The organism is Aminobacterium thunnarium, assembly GCF_055390565.1.
On the sequence record NZ_AP042412.1, the window covers coordinates 1,585,538 to 1,607,332 of the forward strand.

The 21,795-nt window shown below is 41.8% G+C and carries 26 protein-coding genes; all 26 read right to left on the reverse strand.

The genetic code is table 11. The annotated features are described in order from the left end of the window. Positions 1 to 14: 14 nt before the first annotated feature. Positions 15 to 797, reverse strand: coding sequence for a flagellar type III secretion system pore protein FliP (gene fliP / locus ACZ5GY_RS07900; RefSeq protein WP_213691063.1), 783 nt, complete (start codon positions 795 to 797; stop codon positions 15 to 17). Further along, positions 775 to 1,167: a hypothetical protein gene (locus ACZ5GY_RS07905; RefSeq protein WP_213691064.1), complete on the reverse strand. Its 393-nt coding sequence runs from the start codon at positions 1,165 to 1,167 to the stop codon at positions 775 to 777. Before ACZ5GY_RS07905 ends, fliP begins: the two co-directional genes overlap by 23 nt. Before the next feature lie 17 nt (positions 1,168 to 1,184). Further along, the gene (locus ACZ5GY_RS07910; RefSeq protein WP_213691065.1) at positions 1,185 to 1,547 is read right to left on the reverse strand and encodes a response regulator; all 363 of its coding nucleotides are present in this window, start codon (positions 1,545 to 1,547) and stop codon (positions 1,185 to 1,187) included. A 38-nt stretch (positions 1,548 to 1,585) separates the two neighbouring features. Further along, positions 1,586 to 2,719: a flagellar motor switch phosphatase FliY gene (gene fliY / locus ACZ5GY_RS07915; protein WP_464111732.1), complete on the reverse strand. Its 1,134-nt coding sequence runs from the start codon at positions 2,717 to 2,719 to the stop codon at positions 1,586 to 1,588. Continuing rightward, positions 2,712 to 3,734, reverse strand: a complete 1,023-nt coding sequence (fliM, locus tag ACZ5GY_RS07920) for a flagellar motor switch protein FliM (protein ID WP_213691067.1) — start codon at positions 3,732 to 3,734, stop codon at positions 2,712 to 2,714. Before fliM ends, fliY begins: the two co-directional genes overlap by 8 nt. A gap of 30 nt (positions 3,735 to 3,764) precedes the next feature. Next, on the reverse strand, positions 3,765 to 4,220 hold the full coding sequence (locus ACZ5GY_RS07925; protein ID WP_213691068.1) for a flagellar basal body-associated FliL family protein: 456 nt from the start codon (positions 4,218 to 4,220) through the stop codon (positions 3,765 to 3,767). A gap of 31 nt (positions 4,221 to 4,251) precedes the next feature. Continuing rightward, a complete protein-coding gene (locus ACZ5GY_RS07930; protein WP_213691069.1) occupies positions 4,252 to 4,971 on the reverse strand; it encodes an OmpA/MotB family protein in 720 nt (239 codons plus the stop codon). Then, complete coding sequence (locus ACZ5GY_RS07935; RefSeq protein ID WP_213691070.1) at positions 4,972 to 5,766, reverse strand: motility protein A; 795 nt, start codon at positions 5,764 to 5,766, stop codon at positions 4,972 to 4,974. Positions 5,767 to 5,808: 42 nt separating this feature from the next. After that, the gene (locus tag ACZ5GY_RS07940; RefSeq protein ID WP_213695750.1) at positions 5,809 to 6,042 is read right to left on the reverse strand and encodes a flagellar FlbD family protein; all 234 of its coding nucleotides are present in this window, start codon (positions 6,040 to 6,042) and stop codon (positions 5,809 to 5,811) included. Between the two features lie 10 nt (positions 6,043 to 6,052). Continuing rightward, positions 6,053 to 7,975 carry a flagellar hook protein FlgE gene (locus ACZ5GY_RS07945; protein WP_213691072.1) on the reverse strand — a complete coding sequence of 641 codons (1,923 nt, stop codon included), beginning with the start codon at positions 7,973 to 7,975 and terminating at the stop codon, positions 6,053 to 6,055. Positions 7,976 to 8,100: 125 nt separating this feature from the next. Beyond that, positions 8,101 to 8,535, reverse strand: a complete 435-nt coding sequence (locus ACZ5GY_RS07950) for a flagellar hook capping FlgD N-terminal domain-containing protein (RefSeq protein WP_213691073.1) — start codon at positions 8,533 to 8,535, stop codon at positions 8,101 to 8,103. 15 nt (positions 8,536 to 8,550) lie between these two features. Next, complete coding sequence (locus ACZ5GY_RS07955; protein WP_213701291.1) at positions 8,551 to 9,936, reverse strand: flagellar hook-length control protein FliK; 1,386 nt, start codon at positions 9,934 to 9,936, stop codon at positions 8,551 to 8,553. A gap of 7 nt (positions 9,937 to 9,943) precedes the next feature. After that, positions 9,944 to 10,582 carry a MotE family protein gene (locus tag ACZ5GY_RS07960; RefSeq protein WP_213691075.1) on the reverse strand — a complete coding sequence of 213 codons (639 nt, stop codon included), beginning with the start codon at positions 10,580 to 10,582 and terminating at the stop codon, positions 9,944 to 9,946. A gap of 4 nt (positions 10,583 to 10,586) precedes the next feature. Next, positions 10,587 to 11,180 carry a lytic transglycosylase domain-containing protein gene (locus tag ACZ5GY_RS07965; RefSeq protein ID WP_307879817.1) on the reverse strand — a complete coding sequence of 198 codons (594 nt, stop codon included), beginning with the start codon at positions 11,178 to 11,180 and terminating at the stop codon, positions 10,587 to 10,589. A gap of 6 nt (positions 11,181 to 11,186) precedes the next feature. Continuing rightward, entirely contained in the window at positions 11,187 to 11,636 is a 450-nt protein-coding gene (locus ACZ5GY_RS07970; RefSeq protein WP_213691076.1) for a flagellar export protein FliJ, read from the reverse strand. Between the two features lie 32 nt (positions 11,637 to 11,668). After that, complete coding sequence (gene fliI / locus ACZ5GY_RS07975; protein ID WP_213691077.1) at positions 11,669 to 13,012, reverse strand: flagellar protein export ATPase FliI; 1,344 nt, start codon at positions 13,010 to 13,012, stop codon at positions 11,669 to 11,671. After that, positions 12,993 to 13,892: a FliH/SctL family protein gene (locus ACZ5GY_RS07980; RefSeq protein ID WP_213691078.1), complete on the reverse strand. Its 900-nt coding sequence runs from the start codon at positions 13,890 to 13,892 to the stop codon at positions 12,993 to 12,995. Before ACZ5GY_RS07980 ends, fliI begins: the two co-directional genes overlap by 20 nt. Further along, the gene (gene fliG / locus ACZ5GY_RS07985) at positions 13,885 to 14,904 is read right to left on the reverse strand and encodes a flagellar motor switch protein FliG (RefSeq protein WP_213691079.1); all 1,020 of its coding nucleotides are present in this window, start codon (positions 14,902 to 14,904) and stop codon (positions 13,885 to 13,887) included. The genes ACZ5GY_RS07980 and fliG overlap by 8 nt, the downstream gene beginning before the upstream one ends. A 17-nt stretch (positions 14,905 to 14,921) precedes the next feature. After that, on the reverse strand, positions 14,922 to 16,496 hold the full coding sequence (fliF, locus tag ACZ5GY_RS07990) for a flagellar basal-body MS-ring/collar protein FliF (RefSeq protein WP_213701292.1): 1,575 nt from the start codon (positions 16,494 to 16,496) through the stop codon (positions 14,922 to 14,924). 26 nt (positions 16,497 to 16,522) lie between these two features. Further along, positions 16,523 to 16,834: a flagellar hook-basal body complex protein FliE gene (gene fliE, locus ACZ5GY_RS07995; protein WP_213690397.1), complete on the reverse strand. Its 312-nt coding sequence runs from the start codon at positions 16,832 to 16,834 to the stop codon at positions 16,523 to 16,525. 162 nt (positions 16,835 to 16,996) lie between these two features. After that, the gene (gene flgC, locus ACZ5GY_RS08000; protein WP_213690396.1) at positions 16,997 to 17,413 is read right to left on the reverse strand and encodes a flagellar basal body rod protein FlgC; all 417 of its coding nucleotides are present in this window, start codon (positions 17,411 to 17,413) and stop codon (positions 16,997 to 16,999) included. Next, positions 17,413 to 17,814: a flagellar basal body rod protein FlgB gene (flgB, locus tag ACZ5GY_RS08005; protein ID WP_213690395.1), complete on the reverse strand. Its 402-nt coding sequence runs from the start codon at positions 17,812 to 17,814 to the stop codon at positions 17,413 to 17,415. Before flgB ends, flgC begins: the two co-directional genes overlap by 1 nt. A 124-nt stretch (positions 17,815 to 17,938) precedes the next feature. Further along, complete coding sequence (gene codY, locus ACZ5GY_RS08010) at positions 17,939 to 18,784, reverse strand: GTP-sensing pleiotropic transcriptional regulator CodY (protein ID WP_307879816.1); 846 nt, start codon at positions 18,782 to 18,784, stop codon at positions 17,939 to 17,941. A 20-nt stretch (positions 18,785 to 18,804) separates the two neighbouring features. Beyond that, complete coding sequence (hslU, locus tag ACZ5GY_RS08015) at positions 18,805 to 20,211, reverse strand: ATP-dependent protease ATPase subunit HslU (protein ID WP_213696085.1); 1,407 nt, start codon at positions 20,209 to 20,211, stop codon at positions 18,805 to 18,807. Then, complete coding sequence (gene hslV / locus ACZ5GY_RS08020) at positions 20,208 to 20,750, reverse strand: ATP-dependent protease subunit HslV (protein WP_213690757.1); 543 nt, start codon at positions 20,748 to 20,750, stop codon at positions 20,208 to 20,210. Before hslV ends, hslU begins: the two co-directional genes overlap by 4 nt. Next, positions 20,743 to 21,633 (reverse strand): tyrosine recombinase XerC, encoded by an 891-nt coding sequence (locus ACZ5GY_RS08025; RefSeq protein WP_464111733.1) that lies wholly within the window; start codon positions 21,631 to 21,633, stop codon positions 20,743 to 20,745. The genes hslV and ACZ5GY_RS08025 overlap by 8 nt, the downstream gene beginning before the upstream one ends. Positions 21,634 to 21,795 lie beyond the last annotated feature (162 nt).

The window sequence follows — 21,795 nt, forward strand, 5'->3', positions numbered from 1 at the left end:
GCGCACCTTCCTCCTTACGAAAAACTCTTAAATATACTCATAACAACCAAATCCCAACCATCAGCCATAACAAAAAGGAGTATCTTAAAGGGTAGGGAGATCATCATAGGAGGCAACATAATCATGCCCATACTCATAAGGACACTTGCTACGATCATATCGACAACTATGAATGGAATAAATATTACGACTCCCATCTGAAAAGCTGTTTTAAGCTCGCTGAGCATAAAGGCGGGTAACAAAAGACGAGTCGGTACATCGTCTGCATTTTGAGGACGTTCCATTTTAGCCATCCGAACCATGAGCGAAAGCTCTTCTTCTCGTGTATATTTCAACATAAATTGACGAACCGGAGCCACTGTATTCTGCCAAGCTTGTGCAGATTGTATTTCTCCTGCCATGTATGGAGCCAAAGCCGTGTCGTAAATTTGGCTCCATGTAGGAGTCATAATGAAAAGGGTCATAAAAAGAGCTAATGTAACAAGCACCTGATTCGGAGGAGTCTGTTGCAGTCCAAGGGCGCGGCGTACGAACCCCAAAACAACAAGAATACGAGTAAAACTTGTAAGCATGAGCATAATTGCCGGAGCTAGGCTCAATACAGTCAAAAGAGCTAAAATCTGCAATGTGAGGGCCACATCTTGAGGTGATTCAGCAGCTCGAACACCCAACTGTAAAGCTGGAAGAGGAATAGACGGAGCTTCTGCACACAATGCAGCTGAAGGAACTACGAATGCTGCAAAAAGAAATATAGCGACTATAAGTATCAATAAATCAGTTACATTTTTTTTCACCATTCACGTCTCCCTGAAGCCAATCTTCTTTCCGCCATTTTCCTACAACCTTAGAATTATTCCCCCCAGATAACAATGCTATAACATCTGGACCACACTGAATAATGTAAAGCATTTCGCGACCAAGTCGCAACGCAGCTATAACTTTCACATTGTGGCTTTCTCTTACCGCAATGGATGGACGAATATACCGAATTAAAATATACGAGATACCGACCAAAAGGCAAAGAGCCAACATAACCCGTATAAAGTAAGTCGTAAGTCCTGACGTAGAGGTTGCAGCCTCCGACGGTGTCTGAATGACAAAAACGAAAAACCCAGCCAGTAACGCTGAAAAGCGACTGCCTGGGATAATTTTTAAAAAATTAACCATTACTCTGACCTTGAAATTTAGGCTAGGGCCTTGCTTAAAGCCTCCACCACTCTATCTGGTTGAAAAGGCTTCACTATAAAGTCAACAGCGCCGGCCTGTATTGCCTCTATAACCATAGGCTGCTGCCCCATAGCACTAACCATTATAATTTTAGCCTGAGAATCAAGAGCTTTAATAGCTTTTACAGCATCAATGCCGTTCATTTCGGGCATTGTTATATCCATTGTTACAATGTCAGGATGAAGCTTCTGATAAGCCGCCACGGCAACTTTACCATTTTCTGCTTCTCCAACAACCTCAAAGCTGTTTTTTGAAAGAATATCTTTTAACATCATCCTCATAAAGGCGGCATCATCAACTATTAACACACTTTTTCCCATTCCTGCACCCCTCACTTGTCAAACTCGAAATGACTATGTTATGAACGAAATTTTGCTGAGGAATTTACGATCTCTGTAATTCTCACGCCGAAGTTCTCATCGATAACAACAACTTCTCCGCGTGCTACAAGTTTACTATTTACTAATATATCTACTGGCTCCCCAGCCATTTTATCTAATTCTATCACGGAACCCGGTGTCATGTTTAAGATTTCAGAAATACTTTTTCGTGTACGCCCCAACTCTACAGTAACACGCACAGGGATATCTGCTATAAGATCAATATTACCAGACCCCTGCGATCCACCAGATTGACTTAAGGGCATAAACTGTGCAGGTCGGACATCTACTTGTGAAACTGGCTGCGTAGCAGCACTTCGTTGTTTGTTAGCATTGTTCTCCATCGGCTGAACAGGAATTTCAACTTGGCCTTTATTTTGAGTTCTAGATGCAGAAGGAGCCGGTGAGGAATCTTTCTTTTCAGGCTCTGGAGCAGATTTGGCTTTCATAATCTCCAAGGCTTCATCTGCTATTTTATTGACAACGTCCAAAGGAAAGACAACCCAGAGTGGAAAGACTGCGACATCATCAATTTTTATAGACATCTCAACAGACCATATTTTTTCGTCTGGCCCCATCTCCGCAAATGGCAACCACTCTCCGCTTTCTAAAGCAGATTGAACATTATCTGGTAATAGGCGACGACCTCCTAAAATGCCACTCATATTGGTTAGAGATGCCCCTACCATCTGGCTAAGTCCCTCTTGAGCCGCATTGAGGTAGAGCTCACTCGCTTCTTCTGGTAAGTCCTTACCTTCTCCCCCCATCATAAGATCGGCTAAGATCAAAGCCCCTTGTTGGGTCGTTATGAATGTCAACGGCGCATCGCTCATGCCCTGACACGTTATATGAAAAGAAAAGGCAGATTCTCCTGGTTTTAAAACAATATCTTTCTGAGGAATCGTTTCCTGCTTTTTATCAGGAACATTTACATCTCTGCCTGCAAGCATGCCAAAGACATTTGTAATAGCAGTAGCAAAAATGTTTGTTATATCATTAAATATCTGTTGTTGTTCAGAAGATACGCCAGAAAGAGATGATTCTTCCTCTTTCAAAGAATGCCCCTGAAGCAAAGCATTAATTTCATCCTGACTCAACAATTCGTCAATCATCTTTGACTCCTCCCTCATTTTCGGGAATCATCTCGTCGTCATAGAGAACATCTGCTATCTCCGCAGCATAATTGCCTTCAACGGTTCCGGGACGCCCCAGGAATTTAATCATATTCCCTACTCGAATATCTATTCTATCTTCTACAGTCTCATCTAGTTTAATAACATCCCCAGAACGAAGCTGCAATACATCTTCTACACTGAGAATGGTATGTCCAAGTTCTATTGAAAGAGGAATTTTAACGTGCCCAAGATGACGAACAATGGCATCACGAGCTCCTTCTTCTTTTTTACGTCCAGTCGATGCAAACCACTGTTGGGAGCTAAGCTTATCCATAATTGGTTCCATCAGAAAATAAGGGATACAAATACTGACCATTCCTTCTACATCGGCCACTTTCAATTTCAAAATTACAAGCAACACCATATCAGTACCAGGACATATTTGGACAAAAAATGGGTTACTTTCCATATTTTCAAAACGGAACCGGACATCCACAACAGTACTCCAACTCTCTTCAAGAAGCTCAAGCATTCTCATAATAACCCGCTCTATAACCATCCGTTCAATATCTGTAAGGTCTCGAGCTTTTCCTGAAAATTCACCCTTCCCGCCAAGCATACGATCGATTATGGCAAAAACAAGGTTAGGATTAATTTCAATAAGAGCATTCCCACTGAAAGGATACATCTCTAAGATACCTATAACGGTAGGTTGCACGAGAGAACGAACAAACTCATCATAAGCTAACTGGTCAACAGAAGCCACTTCCGCAGAAACCATGGAACGAACCATCGTCGAAAGTGTTGTTGTTAATTGCCTGGCAAAAGATTCATGGATCATTTGTATAGCTCGAAGCTGGTCTTTGCTGAACTTATCGGGCCTTCTAAAATCGTAAATTTTTATTTTCTTCTCTTCGGACTCCGCATCCATCGAATCGATGTCGAAGCTTCCACTAGAAAGAGCGTCAAGAAGAGAGTCTATTTCATTCTGCGAAAGTACATCTGGGCACATTTTCTGCCACCCCCTAGCCCACTAATTCAACTATTGAAGTACAAAACTTTGGAAAAGAACTCTTTTTACTGGCACCTGCTCTTTAGAAGCGGGAACCATGCTATTTATCGATTGTTTAATTTCCTCTGCCAACTCAAGCACGCCTTCTGCATTTCTAAGTTCTCCAGCTGTTTTCCCTTTTGTTACAAGCAAAATTTCGTTGGTTATACGCATTTTCCAATTCTCTTGCTGTAAAATTTCGAGAGCTTTCGCTCCTGAAGTTTCCAAAGCAACGGAAAAACTTACTATACCGCCATCAAGACCTGAGAGATTTGTAGTAAAATCCCCCATACTACAGATAGGTCCAGGTGTATCTATGGCTTCACCGGAAGCAGATGCTACTGTCGACGAGCGATTCCACATCCGCCCAGCCAACAAACCGCCACCAAAACCAACAGAAAAAGCCATAACCCCTACTATTATAAAGATAAGAACTCTTCTGAACATATGATTTCCTCCCAAAGGTTGTTCTCACAGTCTATTTGGGATACTGTGAAAGAATAACTAGATCAACCCTTCGATTAAGTGCCCGGTGTTCTGGCGTATCATTAGGAACAATAGGGCGAAAAGCACCGTAAGAAACAGCCTGGATTTTTCTGGGGTCTATTCCACCACTTTCTTGTAAATACGAAGCTACCGTTGAAGCTCTAAGAGCGGCAAGTCCCCAATTATTTTTTAAGGGACCACCGCGAAGAGGGACACTATCTGTATGCCCCTCGACAGATAAAGCCGGAACGACATCCTTCAATTGCTGGGCCAACTTGAAAAGAACCCTTTTCCCTTCCGGTTTCATGTCTGTTCGTCCTGTCTCAAAAAGAAGCTGATCAGAAATAGAGACTGTTATACCTCTCTGATCGACTCTGACAACTGTCTGACGCTCTAGACCTTCCTGCTTTAAATAAAGCTTTAAACTTTGGGCAACTTCTTGAATATTAATCGTTGTTCTTTTCGATTCTCCCGCATCCTGATGTTCCATGCCTCCAAAAACGCCACCATTTTCCTGTACTGTTTTGCCGCCTGGTAAAACACCTAAAGCTCCTTGGAAAGAAAGAAGCATCTTTTGAAACTTTTGAACATCTATAGAGGAGAATGAAAAAAGGAAAACAAAGAAAGTCAAGAGCAGAGTAACCATGTCACCATAAGTTGTAAGCCAGTTTCCGCCTCCACTTTCTTCCTGCAATTTCCTTCTACGAGCCATTTACGCTCCACCTTCCCTAGCTTGCTTTTCCTCTTCTTCCAATTTCTCTCGCTGTAAGGGAGGTAAAAAGACTTTCAGCTTTTCCTCAACAATACGAGGATTTTCTCCTGCTTGTATTGCAAGAACGCCCTCTACCATAAGTTCTCTCGCCATCACTTCTTCTGATGACCTTGTCGATAACTTACGAGAAACTGGAATAGCAAAAACATTAGCAATAAAGGAACCATAGAATGTGGTTATAAGAGCTACTGCCATTCCAGGGCCAAGAGCATCGGGGTCGTCAAGGTTACGCAACATAGCGATAAGCCCTATTAACGTCCCCAACATTCCAAAAGCAGGAGCAAGTTCAGCCATTGTGTCGAACATACTCTTATTCGCGACGTGTCGCTCCTCAAGAACTCCTATTTCAGTATCAAGTATAGCCTTAACAAGTTCTGGGTCCGTACCATCGACAACAAGCTGAATTGATTTTTTAAGAAATTCATTGTCAAGCTCTGCTGCATCGCTTTCCAAAGCAAGTAACCCTTCTCTTCTCGCTTTTTCTGCAAAACTTACAATAGTTTGTACGAGAGAAACAAGATCGGGACTTTGAGAAAAAAAGGCACGCCCCAAAATTTTACCTATATTTTTTATCCGTTCTACGGGGTTTGCCATTATTGTGGCGCCTAAGGTGCCGCCAAGAGTTATCAGAAGGGACGGGAAGTTAACAAAAGACATAGGTTCACCGCCTGCAACAATACCCCCAATAACCAAAATAAGTGCTACTGAAAGACCTATTACTGTTGCCAGATCCACAAAAACTCCCCTCCCTAAAACAGCCTAACTACACCAAAGAACTTATTTGTCGTTCTGCTGTTGTGTGATGATAGCGCTCTCAGATTGACAGGAAGAGCGCCAAATACGATTCCTATACTGAACAACTAACTCCACAATCTCTTCCATGTTTTCTCGAACTACATAACGATGGCCATTAAAAAGTTTTATTACTGTGTCTGGTGTCGTTTCCACCGTTTCAATCAAATCCGCATTTAACGTAAAGTGCTCTCCGTTAATTCGTGTGAGAGTGATCATAAGCTGTTTCCTAACGTTTCATATTCACAAGTTCTTCAAGAACTTGATCACTCGTCGTAACGACACGAGCATTCGCCTGGAATCCCCTTTGGGCAATGATAAGACGCACAAATTCTTCGGAAAGGTCTACATTCCCCATTTCAAGAGAACCACCGGATATCTTGCCAGCTCCTCCTTCAAGAGGAGATACCACCTGACCTATACCAGAGTTGGCACTTTCAGCAAATGCAGTATTACCTACTTTTTCAAGACCGCTCGGATTCGCAAAAAGAGCGAGTCCAAGTCGGTAAAGAGAGCGACTTTCGCCATTACTGTAAACACCTACAACAGTTCCATCAGTTCCTACTGCAAAATCGTTTAAAACGCCCATCTCATAGCCATCTCTATAGTAGGCTTTTGTAGTAAAGGCCGATCCGTACTGTGTTACACCTTCAATAGGCTCTTTATCAAACGACTGACCACTGAAATCAAGTTTTATAGAAGAATCTTCTGCTCCCAAAGAACCAAACCCTAAAGACATTGTGGCGTTACTTGACGATCCATCAATTTTACCGTTACTCTGGAAAGAAATAATTCCAGTATTGTTGGTTAATGTAATTCCAGGCTCTGTAGGAAGCCACGCTCTCCAACGCCATTGATTATTCTCTATTTTTTCCCAACTTACCTCTAATGTATGGCTATTCCCCAAACTATCAAAAACATCAAGCTTCGTAGTATGAACACTTGGAATTCGCTGATTAACAGTTGATAATACATCCCCAGAAACAGAATCGCTTCGAATCTCAATACCTTGTCCATTTTCTGAAGGAACAGCAAAAAGAGTCTTTCCTTCAGGGAAGGTTGTTCCCAAAGAATAACCGTTACCAGCCGGGTCAATAAAGATGCCATCATGAGATGTTGTAATTTCTGAAGAGAAACGTGTTACAGCAGAGGGAGTTGCGTTATTATCTCCCCAAAGAACCATTTCTCTGTTTCCACCCTGGCTTCCGAGATCGTTATATTCCACGAGATAATGATGTTCTGTTCCGTTACTTTCAGCAATGCTCACTATATCGTAATCCATCATGGCGCCAAGCTCATATTCCCATGAATCTGTCGCATCTGCCTGATTCGTCATTTTCAATACACCAGAGGCGCTATCAAACGTAACATCGTATGTCTGTCCATCAAGAGTCAACGTTGTGTCTGCCAATTTAGGACGTTTTACGTCTTGATCTACACCATCTATTGCCATCTGTACAGTTTGGTCTCCGACTTTAACTGTGACAAAAGAATTCACATCAGTACCAGAACCAAAGGTGATAGAACGCTCAGCTCCTCCTAAAAGTCCCGTTGCTTTTACTCCATTAGTCAGGAACCCCATGGGCAGGTATGCATCAACTCTGCTATCGAGATTACAGCGGAATCCTGTAAGAGTCGTCGCTTGAGCTGGCAATTTTTGCCCTACAGGAATATTCATATCTACTAGCTGCGTACCTTTAATATACCGAGTAGGATCGTTAGGATCAGTCTCTAATGTATAACCTTTCAACATATACCCAGTTCCAGACTGAACAATGTTCCCATTAGCATCAAGAATAAAATTACCTGCTCTGGAATAAAGAGTTCTGCTTCCATCACCCATGACATAATATCCGTCACCTTGTATAGCCATATCAGTTCTATTGCCCGTATACTGCAACTGTCCTTGGCTATGAATTGTTTCAATAGCCCCAATATTAACGCCAAGACCCACCTGCATAGGATTTATTCCGCCCCTATCGCCCTGTGGAGAAGAAGCTCCACGAGACGTCTGATAGAGCAAATCCTGAAAAGTCACCGTCGATTTTTTAAATCCGGCTGTATTCACATTGGCAATATTGTTACCTACAACATCGAGCAGAGTTTGATGTCCCCGAACTCCACTTACTCCCGTCATAAGGGATCTTAGCATTTCTATTAACCTCCCAACACAGAGAAATGCGCACTCCCTTGCACATGTCAAACCCAACCGTCCCTAGTGGGCTTTTTTCTCTCATAGTTACTATTTCGGAGAATACTTACAAGAACTCAAATTTTTTATGAAACAGAAAGAACTCCTGCCAATTTGATTTGCCCCTCGGGAACCTGAAGAATAACACCCTCTTTATCGTCAAACCAAACAGCCTGAACTTTAGATGTCATAACTTCTCCGTTCTCATCATAGAAACTTACGTTTTTACCAAGATAAGAAACTGCATTCCCTCGATTTACAGTAGCCATTTCGTCTACAACCTTGCCCATATTCGTCAATTTTTCTACTGTAGTAAATTGAGCCATCTGAGCAATGAATTCTCTATCTTGTAAAGGATTCATGGGGTCTTGGTGGGTCAACTGAGTGATCAAGATTTTGAAGAAAGCGTCTTGATCCAATCCTCCATTCGAATCGGTTTTACTTTTCTGTTCTGTCGCGCTTGTGGCAGAAGCTGTTGTAGCAGAGCCTGTTACTGAATAATCGGTACTTTGTACAAACATTTTCTCCCTCCTATCCTATGCCATCCAAACGAGTAAGCCTTGCTCTAGGTCAAGACGAAAAGCAAGAGGTTCTTCAGTTTCGTCTAAAGCATCCATCGCTACTTTTATTCCTCGCCGTTTATTCTGTTGGTTTTGTCCACTATGTTCATTCTCTTTTCGAACATCCACAGAGCAATCGGCTAAAACAAGTCCTTGCTGCGAAAAGGCACTTCGAAGCGCTGGTAACTGTTCTTGCACAATATGCCTTAAAGATTCGGAACTCACACGAAGAAACGCCTCAACCCCTCGTTGAGAAGAGAGCAGTTCCACGTCTACCCTGCCAAGAGCTGGTGGCTCAATAACGACCTTGGCTTTTGTTTCTCCTCTCGTATGAAGGAACCTTAATACATGCGTCATTCCTGTCTGTATTTGTTCCCCTTGATTTGTGCCAACATATACACCTCTTTGAAATGCTTGAGGAACTGTATTCATACGATTTAAATCCGATTTTTCTTTAACTATATTTTGAGCCATCACTTCATGAAAAGGATGCTGCGACACTGAAGTATTTGTCTTATCCTTTTCTATTCCCCATTTATGTGGAACATCTACATCTTGTGATTCTTTATGTAAATCTAAGGAATCACTCTGCGTATTTCCCATGTCAGTTTGTTGAGAAACGCTTTTATCTGAAGTTATTATTTCCTGCGGAGGCAACACATTATCTTCAATCTCTCGTTTTACATGAGAAAACGATTTTTCAATATTTGGGATAGAATCACCAACAACAGAAATTTTATCTAAAGGAAACTTCTCCTCTTTCGGACCTTGCACTTCTCCTTTATCGTGGTTACGTACAAAACCTTTTATAAGCGGCTTTTCCTCTTCTTTTTCACTCGATACTTTTTTATCCTTATTATTAACGTTAATGCTGCCTTTTAAAACCTCAATCTCTGCAGCTTTTTCCTCATCAATTGTTATTTCTTCAAGCAACCCTGAACCTTTTTCTTCCAATTGATCCATTTCTTTCTGTGGCAAAAGTTCTGAAGGATTTTGCTGCAAATTCTCCTCTTTTTTTGTCTTTTCAGTTGTCACGCTATCAACAAAAGTTGCTGTTTCACTTTCCGCCTCGGTTTTCGTTAATAAAATATTCACTAAAGGCGGACACGTTGCATATAAAGAAGATAAAGATAACGATTGTTCCCTCTCCTTTTTATCTGATTTGTCTGATTTATCTGAGGCTATCAAATTAAGGTTAGAAAGAGAATCTTTTTCTGTCTCTCCTGATACGTTTTCTGACAGAGCTGCAACAAGAGTTGCAAAATCCAACTCAGTAGTTACTTTCATATCAGGTTGAAGGGTATTATTCGGCTCGGTAAGAAGCTCCCCCATTGAAATAACTGAAAAAAAATCACCTTGCATCCCCATCTCACCTATCTTTCTGAAGTGCAAGCTGTTCCGTCAGCAAGGCTGCCCGTCCTGGGTCCATACGTCCTAATATAGATGCAACACTATCTTCAGGCATTTTCAAAAGTAGTTTCACTGCCAATTTCTGATCTAACTGCTCAATGATAGATGCAGCCCGACGCGACGACATTTCCTGAAAAGTCTGAACTAACGCTTGTAAAGACTCTTCGTTTTGAACTTTGCTATCATTAGAATCCTTTTCCAAGGCCTGGATTTCAGTTTCCTTCACAAGAAGAGCATCTTTTCTAGAGACAAGGTCTTGAGAAAGAACTTCAAGATTATGCTCTTTTTCATTAAGTTCATTTTCTTTTTTACTCAAGCGGCTTGCCCACTCTTCTAACTCTTGTTGTCGGCGATCGGCTGGAGAGAGAGTCTCGCTTTTAATTATGCCTAATTTTTCCGCAAAGGGGCGAATATCCCAAACCCCACCTAAATGGAGTCCTAAAACTACGCCAGCCCCTATAATGAGCAAAACAAAAAAAAGGCCCAATCTACGCCTCAGTCTACTCCCCTTTTTACGTGGAGAGACGGGCCGGGATGAGCCCTGATTTTCCTGTAACTCCCGTTCTGTATCCTCTGCCCATAAATTATCGTCAGGCATTGTTCTATTCGCTCCCTATATTTCGCTTATATTCTGCTAAAACGTTTTGAACATATTGCTGCGTTTCAGGGAAGGGCGGAATACCTCCGTAGGAATCAACCCGAGAAGGCCCCGCATTATATGCTGCAAGAGCCTGCTCTAAATCCCCCTTATATTTATCGGACAAAAAGGCCAGATATTTTACACCGCCCTCTATATTTTCGTCGGGATTATAAGGATTATTAACCCCCAACATACGCGCCGTTCCCGGCATCAATTGCATAAGCCCCATAGCCCCCTTAGGAGAAACAGCATCTGTTTTCCCCCCAGATTCCATCTTTATTACGGCACGAATAAGGTTTTCATCCACATTGTAATTTTTAGCATGGCGCTTTATGATCGAATTTAAAGAAACATTTTCTGAGGTAGGAATTTTGCTGTTTTCTTTTTCTGGCAAAACGTTCACATCAAGGCTAGATTCTCTTTCTACACGCGACAAGACATCAACAAATCGTTCTCTCTTTTTTTCTTGTTTAGGCGCTTCATTCGGGCAGAAGCGCTCCTGAATCTCATTTATACGTTTTATAACTCGTTCCAATCCTACTCTTTTTGCCTGCAAAAGATTTCACTCCCCAGACTTATTCTCGAATCGTATCGTAGCTATATCGTCAAGTTCTTCTTGCTCCATTCGTGACACGACTTGGTTATACTCATCTTTCATCTTACCAAGATATGTCTCCATAACCTTTACGTCTTTATGTTTCTGAAGAAGACGTTCTTCTGATTGACGAATAGCATACTGTATCTGTAACAATGCCTCGTGCGCTTCGTCTAATTTTCTTTCGATACAATCAATGGATTTTCGTCTATACCACATATCCTGAGGGGAAAAAAGACAGTTATCCTGCGTACTGAAAACATGTAATGCTTGTTGTTTTTCTTCTTGCAATCCATTCATTAAGGAAACAATATTTTGCTCATAATTACGCTTTTCACTTAAAAGTAAGCGTTCTTCATCTCTTACCTTTTCTCGTGTCGACAAAATCTTTTGGAAGCGTTTTATACGTTCAATCATGAATTACCCCTCTGCCTCCTTTTAACCTACCTTTATATATCTTCGGCAAATGGAGCCAATGTCATAAGACTTGATTCTGTCTCTTCAAAAGTATATTTTTCGTCAGTCGACTGGCAAAGAAAAGCATGTATATCTTCTATATGACTTAAGGCCCAATCAATCTTACGGTTAGAGCCCTCTTTATATGCCCCAATATTGACCAAATCTTCCGCTTCTCGATGAACAGCTATAGCTTCTCGTATTCTGGAAACAGCCTTTAAATGTTCTTTGGAAACAACAGAAGGCATAACTCGACTCACACTGTTCAGAATATCAATAGCAGGGTAAAAATTTTTCGAAGCTATCTTTCGAGAAAGCACAACGTGTCCATCAAGAATACCCCGTACGGTATCAGCGACAGGCTCATTCATATCGTCACCTTCAACAAGAACGGTATAAATACCGGTAATGCTTCCACGCTCTCCGGCGCCAGCTCTTTCCAATAACCGAGGAAGAGCCTCAAAAACAGAAGGAGTATATCCTCGGGTTGTAGGCGGCTCTCCTATAGCTAAACCTACTTCTCGCTGAGCTCTGGCTACTCGAGTTACAGAATCCATCATCAAAAGCACATTTTTACCTTGATCTCGAAAATATTCCGCTATTGCTGTAGCTGTCAAGGCCGCTTTTAAGCGTATGAGAGGAGGTTGATCTGACGTTGCAACAACAAGCACTGAACGTTCCATACCTTGCGCGCCAAGATCATGATCTATAAACTCTCTAACTTCTCGTCCTCGTTCTCCAACAAGAGCAATAACATTTATGTCTGCTTCCGTATTTCTGGCCATCATTCCCAGAAGAGTACTTTTTCCCACGCCGGAACCGGCAAAAATTCCGATTCGCTGCCCAGTACCCAATGTTAAAATACCATCTATTGCCTTTACTCCTACAGAAAGATGGGAGGAAATCATCTGTCTTCGTAACGGATGAGGCGGATCTGCATAAAGAGGGTAAAAATCTGAAGCAATAATAGGTCCCTTATCATCCATAGGCTGCCCTAAGCCATCAAGAACCCTACCAAGGAGGTTACGACCTACATGCACTCCCAGAGGACGTTCCATAGAAACAACGTCACATCCAGGCCCAACATCTTTTAAGCTCCCTAAAGGCATTAAAAGAACTCTATCTTCTCTGAAGCCGACAACTTCCGCCTTTAACGGAGGAGAGTCGCCGCGAAAGCGTATCTGGCATAAATCTCCAACTCGAACATCAGGACCTTGAGATTCCACAACGAGCCCCACAACTTGTACCACTCGACCGTTAATTTTTATTAATTGATTTTTAGAAAGTCGGGCCTCTAAAACATCCCATAGAAGCTCCCTACTCTTTTCGGAGTTCAAGAGCAGAAGCCTCCTCTAAGAAAAGCTGGTCTATTTCCTTTTCGATCTGTTCAAACTGAGTTTTCCAACGAGCATCGTAAACCCCAAGATTTGTTTCTACAATGCAACTTCCCTTACCCACATGATCATCAACATGTATATCTAAAACCTTTACACCTCGTAAAAGATCGGCATAGGTGCTTTTTTGATTTTTCACACGTTCAACATCTTCAGGGTTAAGATATATAACAATTTTTTCTTTATCACTAACTCTTGTTAAAATACTTTCTAAAATACGTATTACGGTATTCTGATCAATGGAAACTTCTTTTTTAAGCAATCTCTCCAAAAGGCATTTCCACAAACGCATCATATAAGGCAAATTAAGTTCAGCGAGAGAAGATTTTTCTTTCACAACAGTAGCATGAATATTGTCAAACGTAGCCAAAAGCCCGGAGAAGCGCTCTGAATATTCCTGCTCCACCTCGTCTCGGGCCGATTTTAAACCTTCGGAATGCCCTTCTATTTGGCCGGCATCATATCCTTCTTTTTTAGCTTGTAAAAAAAGAGAGTCTTTTTCTTTGTTCAAATTACAGACAGCCCGCTGATATTCTTCATCTACCTGTTTTTTATGGGCTAAAAAATCGTTTTCGAGAACGCGATTACGCTGAAGGGCTTCTTTCAATTCTTCTTCTAGTTGGGAAGCATAATTCTGAAGGTTTGCTAATTCTTTTTGGAGAAGTTCAGACTGATCTTTGTCTAAAGAGCACACAGCAGCTGTTTCGTCCTGAGCCAAAGCTTCTCGGGAAACTTTCCCGTCATTAGCTGAAGCTCCTATACGTACAGCTTCAGGAAGAACACGAACTGCTCTAATAATATTGTGACGCACAAACTTAGACAACCAGCTCTTCCTCTCCTCCGCGTGATATGACTATTTCTCCTACATCCTCAAGGGCTCGAATAACGTTAACAATCTTCTGTTGCGATTCTTCAACATCACGTACACGTACAGGCCCCATAAATTCCATATCTTCATTCAACATCTCAGCAGCACGCTTTGACATATTTTTAAAGAACTTAGACCGAAGATCCTCTGTAGCCCCCTTCAGAGCCAGAGCAAGCTCTTTCATCTCAACTTCACGCAAGACACGCTGTAAAGAACGATCGTCCATTTTGAGTATATCTTCGAATACAAAGAGTCTCCTCTTGATTTCCTCGGCTAATTCCGGATCATTTTCTTCTAAGTGTTCCATAATATTTCTCTCAGTTCCACGATCAGCATTATTAATAATGTTCACTATGGCATCGATGCCACCAGCCAAGGTAAAGTCTTGCCCCATGACAGTGCTTAACTTCCTTTCTAGAACTCTTTCTACCTCACGTAATACCTCAGGTGTAATACGATCCATTTTGGCAATACGTTTCGCCACTTCAGCCTGCATAATTGCCGGAAGGCCACCGATAACCTGAGCCGATTGCTCTGGTTCAAGATACGAAAGAATCAACGCTATCGTCTGAGGATGTTCGCCCTGAATAAAACTTAATAACTGCTGAGGATCTGAATGTCTCATAAAATCGAAGGGACGAACCTGCAAACTCGCCGTTATACGAGCAAGAAGGTTTTGAGCACGCTCAGGTCCCAAAGCTCGCTCCAGTATATCCCGAGCGTAATCAACTCCACCACGAGCCATATACTCGCGAGCAAGAAGCATCTCTTGCGCATCCTTCAATACTTCTAATTTTTGTTCAGGAGATATTTTCTGAAGATTGGCTATCTCAAGCGTTATTATTTCGATGGTCGCCTCATCAAAATGTTTGTAAAGTTCAGCTGCGACTTCATTCCCCAAAGCAACAAGCAAAATCGCCGCTTTTTCTTTTCCCTGCAATCCACGAGAGCCAGAACTACGCGCCATATTTTATCTCCTGTCTTTTACATATCTTCTGAAATCCATTCCTGAAGAAGATTTGCAACTTCTTCAGGCTTACTTTTCGCATAAGCCCGTAATTGTTCTTCCAATATAGCCAATTCTCCCTGAGATTCAAGAAGTTCAGGGGAGCTAAGAATATCCTGTATAGACGGTATCGCCTTTCCTGCTTCAGCACCAGCCGCAATTTTCTTTTCCTTTCCTTCTTTTCTGCGACGAACCCACCATAGAGCTCCGAGAGAAAGCAGAAGCAAAAGTGCCGCTAAACCAATAAGAAGGAAAATAAGCTGTGTACGACGTTCTCGCTGAAGTTGTTCCTTAAGAGAATCTGCAAGTGTCGTTGAGAATTTCATTCCCTGTATTGCCAATTCGTCACCACGCTCAGCCCTAAAACCTAAAGCCGGCGCTACAATGGCATTCAATTCTTTTAATCTTGTCTCATCCAGGTCAGCATCAACTAAAACAGAAGCTGTCAGTCGTCTGATGCCACCTGGTGTATCTATTTTTTCTCCTTCTCGTGTTGTTATCTCGTAGTTACTAACAACGTCACTCTTATTATATTCATTCATACCAGTGTTAGGAGCACCTATTGCATACCCTGGAATATTCGTCGTCGTCCCGGGAGCGCCCCCTACTGGAGTACCACTACCAGTAAAGCTCTCTTCCATATTTTGCTGACTTCTTAAAACACCTTTTCCAGACGCAAAAGGAACATATTCTTTATAACGACTTTGTTTCTTGTCAAAATCAAGCTCTACTTTCACACGAACCACGACATGGCCTGGGCCATAAACTCGTTCGAGCATTTGCCTGACCTTACTCTCTAGTTCTCGTTCCTGCTGCCTTTCCAGTTCTCGCTGTACAGAAGAAACAGTCTGTCCATCTCCATGGCTATATACCAAGAGCTCCTGATCAAGCATATCAGAAAGAACCTTACCACTCGTATCAACAACGGTTACATAATCAGGGGCAAGACCTTCTACACTATGAGAAACAAGATGAATAATGGCTTTTATCTGAGAGGGACCTATCTCCTGCCCTGCCTTCAAACGAATAAGTACAGAAGCTGTAGAAGGTTGCTGCTGTTCTAAAAAAAGGTGTTTTTCGGGAAGAACGATATTTACCTTGGCATAATCTATAGCTTCAATCTGACTTATTGTTCTTGCAAGTTCTCCCTCCAAGGCTCTTAAAAAAGTCACCTTTTGTTGAAACTCGTTCATCCCCATTTTAGTATCGTCGAAAAGTTCTAAACCTACATTGCCACCTTTGGGAAGTCCTTCCTGCGCTAAAGTAAGACGAACCTCATAGACTTGATCTCGAGGAATCAAAACAGCGTGAGCAGCAGGATCGATCCGATAGGGAATTTTATTCTCCTTCAGATAAGAAACGATGGCGGCTTCATCAGAAACCTCCAACTGTGCAAAAAGAGGCTCATAGGAGGGCTTTCCTCCCCATAAGACAAGCAAAACAAGAGCTGCTGCAACCAAAACAGCGGCCCCGACAAGTGACCATCGTTGCCATTGACGCAACGATAACCAAAACGCACTAATTTTTTCTTTTAACTGAGTTAATCCATTCATATTAAATTAAGAAAAGGATAAAAAAATCAAACAGGCATACGCGCAAGTTGCTGATATGCATCCACAAGCTTATTACGCACTTCTGTAATCATTCGAAGTGCAAGCTCAGCTCTTTGAACCGACAAAACCACAGTCGATATATCATCTACTTCTCCGACCGCCAATTTCTGAACCATCATATCAGATTCTTGTTGTAAATTATTAACATTAACAAAAGATTGGGAGAGAATCGACTCGAAAGAAGGACTATGGTGTATAAGATCTGTTTTCTCCTGCATCGTCTGTTTCATTTTATTCTTCGGAGTAAGCTGACTGAGATCAAGTTTTACAGGATCCATATTATCTCTCCTTCAGTAATAAAAGCAAATATCAAATTTGTTATCAATAAGTTTAATTTTAACACATCTGTGTAACAACAATGATAAAAAAGGGGACACTTTACAGTGTCCCCTGAAGGAAGTCATATAGGTAAAAAGGCTCATATTTCAATGTATGCCATATTACCCTCGTAAGATCTCAAGAGCTCCATTCCACATACCTCTTGCTGCATCTGCAATAGCGAGGTTTGCTTCATAAGCACGGCTAGCCGTCATCATGTCAGCCATCTCGCGAACAACATTAACATTAGGGAAAGAAACATACCCCTGGGCATCTGCATCGGGATGATCGGGTTGATAGACCCGACGGGAAGGCTGAGAGTCTTCAGCAATATCAACAACTCTAACCCCACCTCCACACTGGCGCCCTTCTTCAGTTGCTAAAATTTCTGAAAAGACAGGAGTTTTTCGAACGTAAGGACCACCTGTATCAGTTCTTGTAGTATTTACATTCGCTAAATTAGATGCAACAGTATCCATCCATAGCCTGTGTGCGGTAAGGGAACTCCCCGCTATATCAATTGTACGAAAAACTCGCATTAGCGTCCTCCTATGACAAGACGGTACATGGAACTTTTCTTGCCTATCAATCGTGTCATTGACTGATAAGCTAAACGAGTCTCCATCATCTTAGCCATCTCTATCTCTAAATCTACGTTATTTCCGTCAAACCGCACTTTCTCGTCATAAATTCTTTTTTCCGATGGAACAACTTTATCTACCGTAGCCGGAACAGAGACAATATGAGAAGGTTGCGTAACCTTTAAAGGTAATTTATCGGGTCCTAGAACAACGCTTCTTAGCTCTTCTTCAAAAGAGACCTCTTTTCTCCCATATCCTGGAGTGTTAGCATTAGCAAGATTTGACCCCACCGCTTGAAAACGCTGAGATAGACCTTCCAAATCTTTTTCTGCGACTTTCCACGCTCGATCAACAATCATTGCTTTCACCCCTTCGTGTTACATATCGGTAGAAGTAATTCTTTTCTTAAATAGAATATATAAAAAAGTGAAGCTGTCCTTCATGGCAGCTTCACTTTTACTCAGCAATATTAATGTTTTAAAGTTACATGCTCTGAGGAAGAACCATTCCTAACTCCTCAATAAAGAGGGGGCTTAAAATCTTTATAAAGGTTCCTTTCATGCCAAGGCTTCTACTTTCTATAATACCTGCGCTCTCTAGTTTTCTAAGAGCATTGACAATAACACTCCGTGTTACGCCTACTCGATCTGCAACCTTACTGGCAATAACTACGCCCTCATAAGCGCCTAATTCAGCTATGATATGTTTTACTGACTCTACTTCAGAGTAGGAAAGTGCACGCATGGCCATTTGAACAACAAGACGCTCTCTGGCACGCTCTTCTATACTGCGGGTTCTGTCATGTAAAATTTCAATTCCAACGAGAGTTGCAAGATACTCAGCTAAAATAAGATCTTTCATATAAAAAGGATCAAAGAATCTCACAAGAAGTAACGTTCCTAAACGCTCAGCAGCGCTATATATAGGAACGTATAGCATGTGTTTCTCTGGAGAGCCTTCAACGTTTTCTTCATCATCAAAGAGATAACCGTCTGTTTCGCTCAAAATGGACTCTCTGTGCTGATTCATTTTTTCAACAAAATTCTCGGGCATATACCCTCTCTCCAAGAAATTAGCTACTGCTTCCGAGTGGTATTCACTAATCCATGAATAGCCAAGAATTTTGCCCTCTCTGTTGATAATATAGACATTCGCTGTGGAAAATTCACAAAGAAGTTTAGCAAGCTTGTTATAATCAGGTTTAGTTCCTTCTCTGCGGTTCTGAAGCGCTCTGCCTACTTGACGAGTTTTATCGAGTAAATCTTTCATTGCTGGATCTTCCACTATAACAGGATTACTATCTGTTATTTTCTTTTCTCCTTTAGTCATTTCGAATCCCTCCTGAATAATTAAAGCAAATACTTTCGCAAGTCAGTATCTTCCATGAGAGGGGAAAGCCTCTCTTCAACAAATAAAGTATCTATCTCTATTACATCACCTTGCCGCTCTGGTGCCGTAAAACTAATATCTTCAAGAAGCTGTTCTATCATCGTATGAAGACGACGAGCTCCTATGTTTTCCATTTCGGTGTTCATTTTCTCAGCTAATGCCGCTATTTTGTAAATAGCCTCTTGAGAAAATCGTATTTCCACATTTTCAGTGCTCAACAGAGCCTGATACTGTTTTATGAGACTATTTTCCGGTTCGACAAGAATGCGAGCCAGCTCATCTTTTCCTAATGGCTGCAACTCCACACGAATGGGGAATCGTCCCTGAAGTTCTGGAACAAGATCAGAAGGTTTAACGCTTGAAAAAGCTCCCGCAGCAATAAAAAGAATGTGATCTGTTTTTACCGTTCCATACTTTGTTTGAACCGATGCCCCTTCAACAATAGGGAGAAGATCCCTCTGAACACCTTCCCTGCTCACATCGGGACCATTAGAAGATCCGCGGGCAACAACCTTATCAAGTTCGTCAATGAAGACAATGCCTTCTTCTTGCGCCTTCTCCAAAGCCTCTTTGCCTACCGACTCCATATCGATAAGTTTTTCAGCTTCTTCGGCCTGCAAGAGCCTTTTGGCATCCACAACCTTCATTCGACGTTTTTTAGTTTTTTTAGGAAGAAAGCCGCTGAGCATTTCATTAATATTCATACCCATCGAATCCATTCCTGCGCCACCAAGAAGAGGTATACCGACAGCAGAATTTTCAGTTACCTCAATCTCTACTTCTCTTCCATCCAGTTTGCCTGTCTTAAGAAGTTCTAAAACTTTATTTCTCGTAGATTCTCTAATAGAGTCATCTTCCTGAGACGGCGCCACTTCCTCCTCTTTTCCCGAAAACATTTTCATAAAGTCGGGCATTGACGATTTTCTCTCCGGTCGTGGAAGCAAAGCATCCACAAGCCGCAACGAAGCTCTCTCTTCTGCAGGACCTTGAACCTCTTCTATCTTTACTTTTTTTACCATGGACACAGCCATTTCGACGAGATCTCGAACCATTGACTCCACATCTCGTCCAACGTAGCCCACTTCAGTAAATTTCGTCGCTTCTACTTTCACAAATGGGGCTTGAACAAGATCAGCCAAACGACGGGCTATCTCCGTCTTTCCTACACCTGTCGGGCCAACCATCAGTATATTTTTAGGAGCTATTTCGTTGGCGAGATCGTGAGACAAATTGCGACGTCGAATTCTATTACGAAGAGCAATGGCTACCGCTCTTTTAGCCTTCTCCTGCCCTATGATGTACCTGTCAAGACACTCAACTACAAGGCGAGGTGTTAAATCCAGCTTCTCTTCTGCTACAATACTCATTCGCCAATCACCTCTACCGTTATCTCTTTATCCGTATAGATACAAATATCCGCAGCTATTTCTATAGATCTGTGGGCGATTTCAGAAACAGACCCTTTACCAGACTCCATAAAAGCCCGTGCAGCCGCCAGGGCGAAACCAGCACCAGATCCGATAGCAGCAACATTGTTCTCCGGTTCAAGCACATCTCCTGCACCTGAAAGTAACAATGTATGGTTTTCATCTGCAACAAGCATAAGGGCCTCAAGTTTTCTCAAAGCGCGATCCAATCTCCACTCTTTAACGAGAGAAACAGCTGCCCTCATAAGGTCTCCGCTATTTTCCTCTAAACGCGCTTCAAAACGCTCAAGAAGTGTCATTGCATCTGCGGTACTCCCTGCAAATCCTGCAAGGACTTTTCCCTTATATAAGCGACGCACCTTCCGTGCCCCTGCCTTTATAATTTGATCTCCTAAGGTTACCTGACCGTCTCCAGCCATCGCCACTGTATCTCCGCGGCGTACACACAATATAGTTGTTCCCTTAAACAGTTCAATCATCTCCTCTAGTTCTCGGAAAAGCATCTATGTAGCTTTGTTTAAGATGTTCTGCCGTCACTGTCAGATACCGTTGTGTCGTCAATAAACTTTCATGTCCCAAAAGCTCTTGCATCACTCGTATAGAAGCTCCACCTTCAAGCATATGGGTTGCAAAGCTATGACGTAACATATGGGGAGTTACCCCAAATAATCCAACTCTCTGCGCGGCTCTCTCCACTATACGCCCAACAGTACGCACAGTAAGATGATCGCCATTTTCCCCCGGGAAGATAAAATTATTTGGTTCTGAAAAAGTATCTTGCCACACCTGAACAGCCTCTTTAGCCATTCTGCCTACGGGAACCATTCGCTCTTTGTCTCCCTTGCCTCGAACCCGCAGCCATCTTTCGACAAGATCTATATCCTCCCAGTGAAGAATTGCAAGCTCTCCAATACGAAGTCCACATCCATAAAGTAACTCTAAAACAGCCCTGTCTCTAAGAGGCGTTGTGCTTTCCGCACTTCCTTTTTCAATTAGCCTCGTAACTTCCTCTACACTTAAAGCACGTGGCAAGCGCGCAGGTAAACGTGGACCCTTAACATTTTTAGCTGGATCTTTCTCCACTAATTTTTTATCAACTAAAAAAAGAAACCAATTTTTTATAGCGGAAAGTTTTCTGGAGACAGATGACTTAGCGTATCCAAAAGAAGCCAAGACCCTCAAATACTCACGAATCAAACGTGTATCTACTTCCGAAAGAAGGGTAACGTTTTGCTCAAGCAAATAGTTAACAAATTGATTGAGATCTACAGCATAATTCTCAATAGTATACAATGACATATTTTTGGCAAAACGCATCTGTTCCAAGTAATAATCCAACGCAGAAGATAACTTTTCAGCCATAATCATATTTTATCATTCTTTTCCAGATACTTGATACTTTTCTAAACAATCAGAATGCCATAAAATTGCAATTTTTGCAACAAGATTTGCCTGAAAAAAGGCAAAAATATAACGACACAAAAAATTTTAAAATCATTGGAATTTATTATTATACATTATACA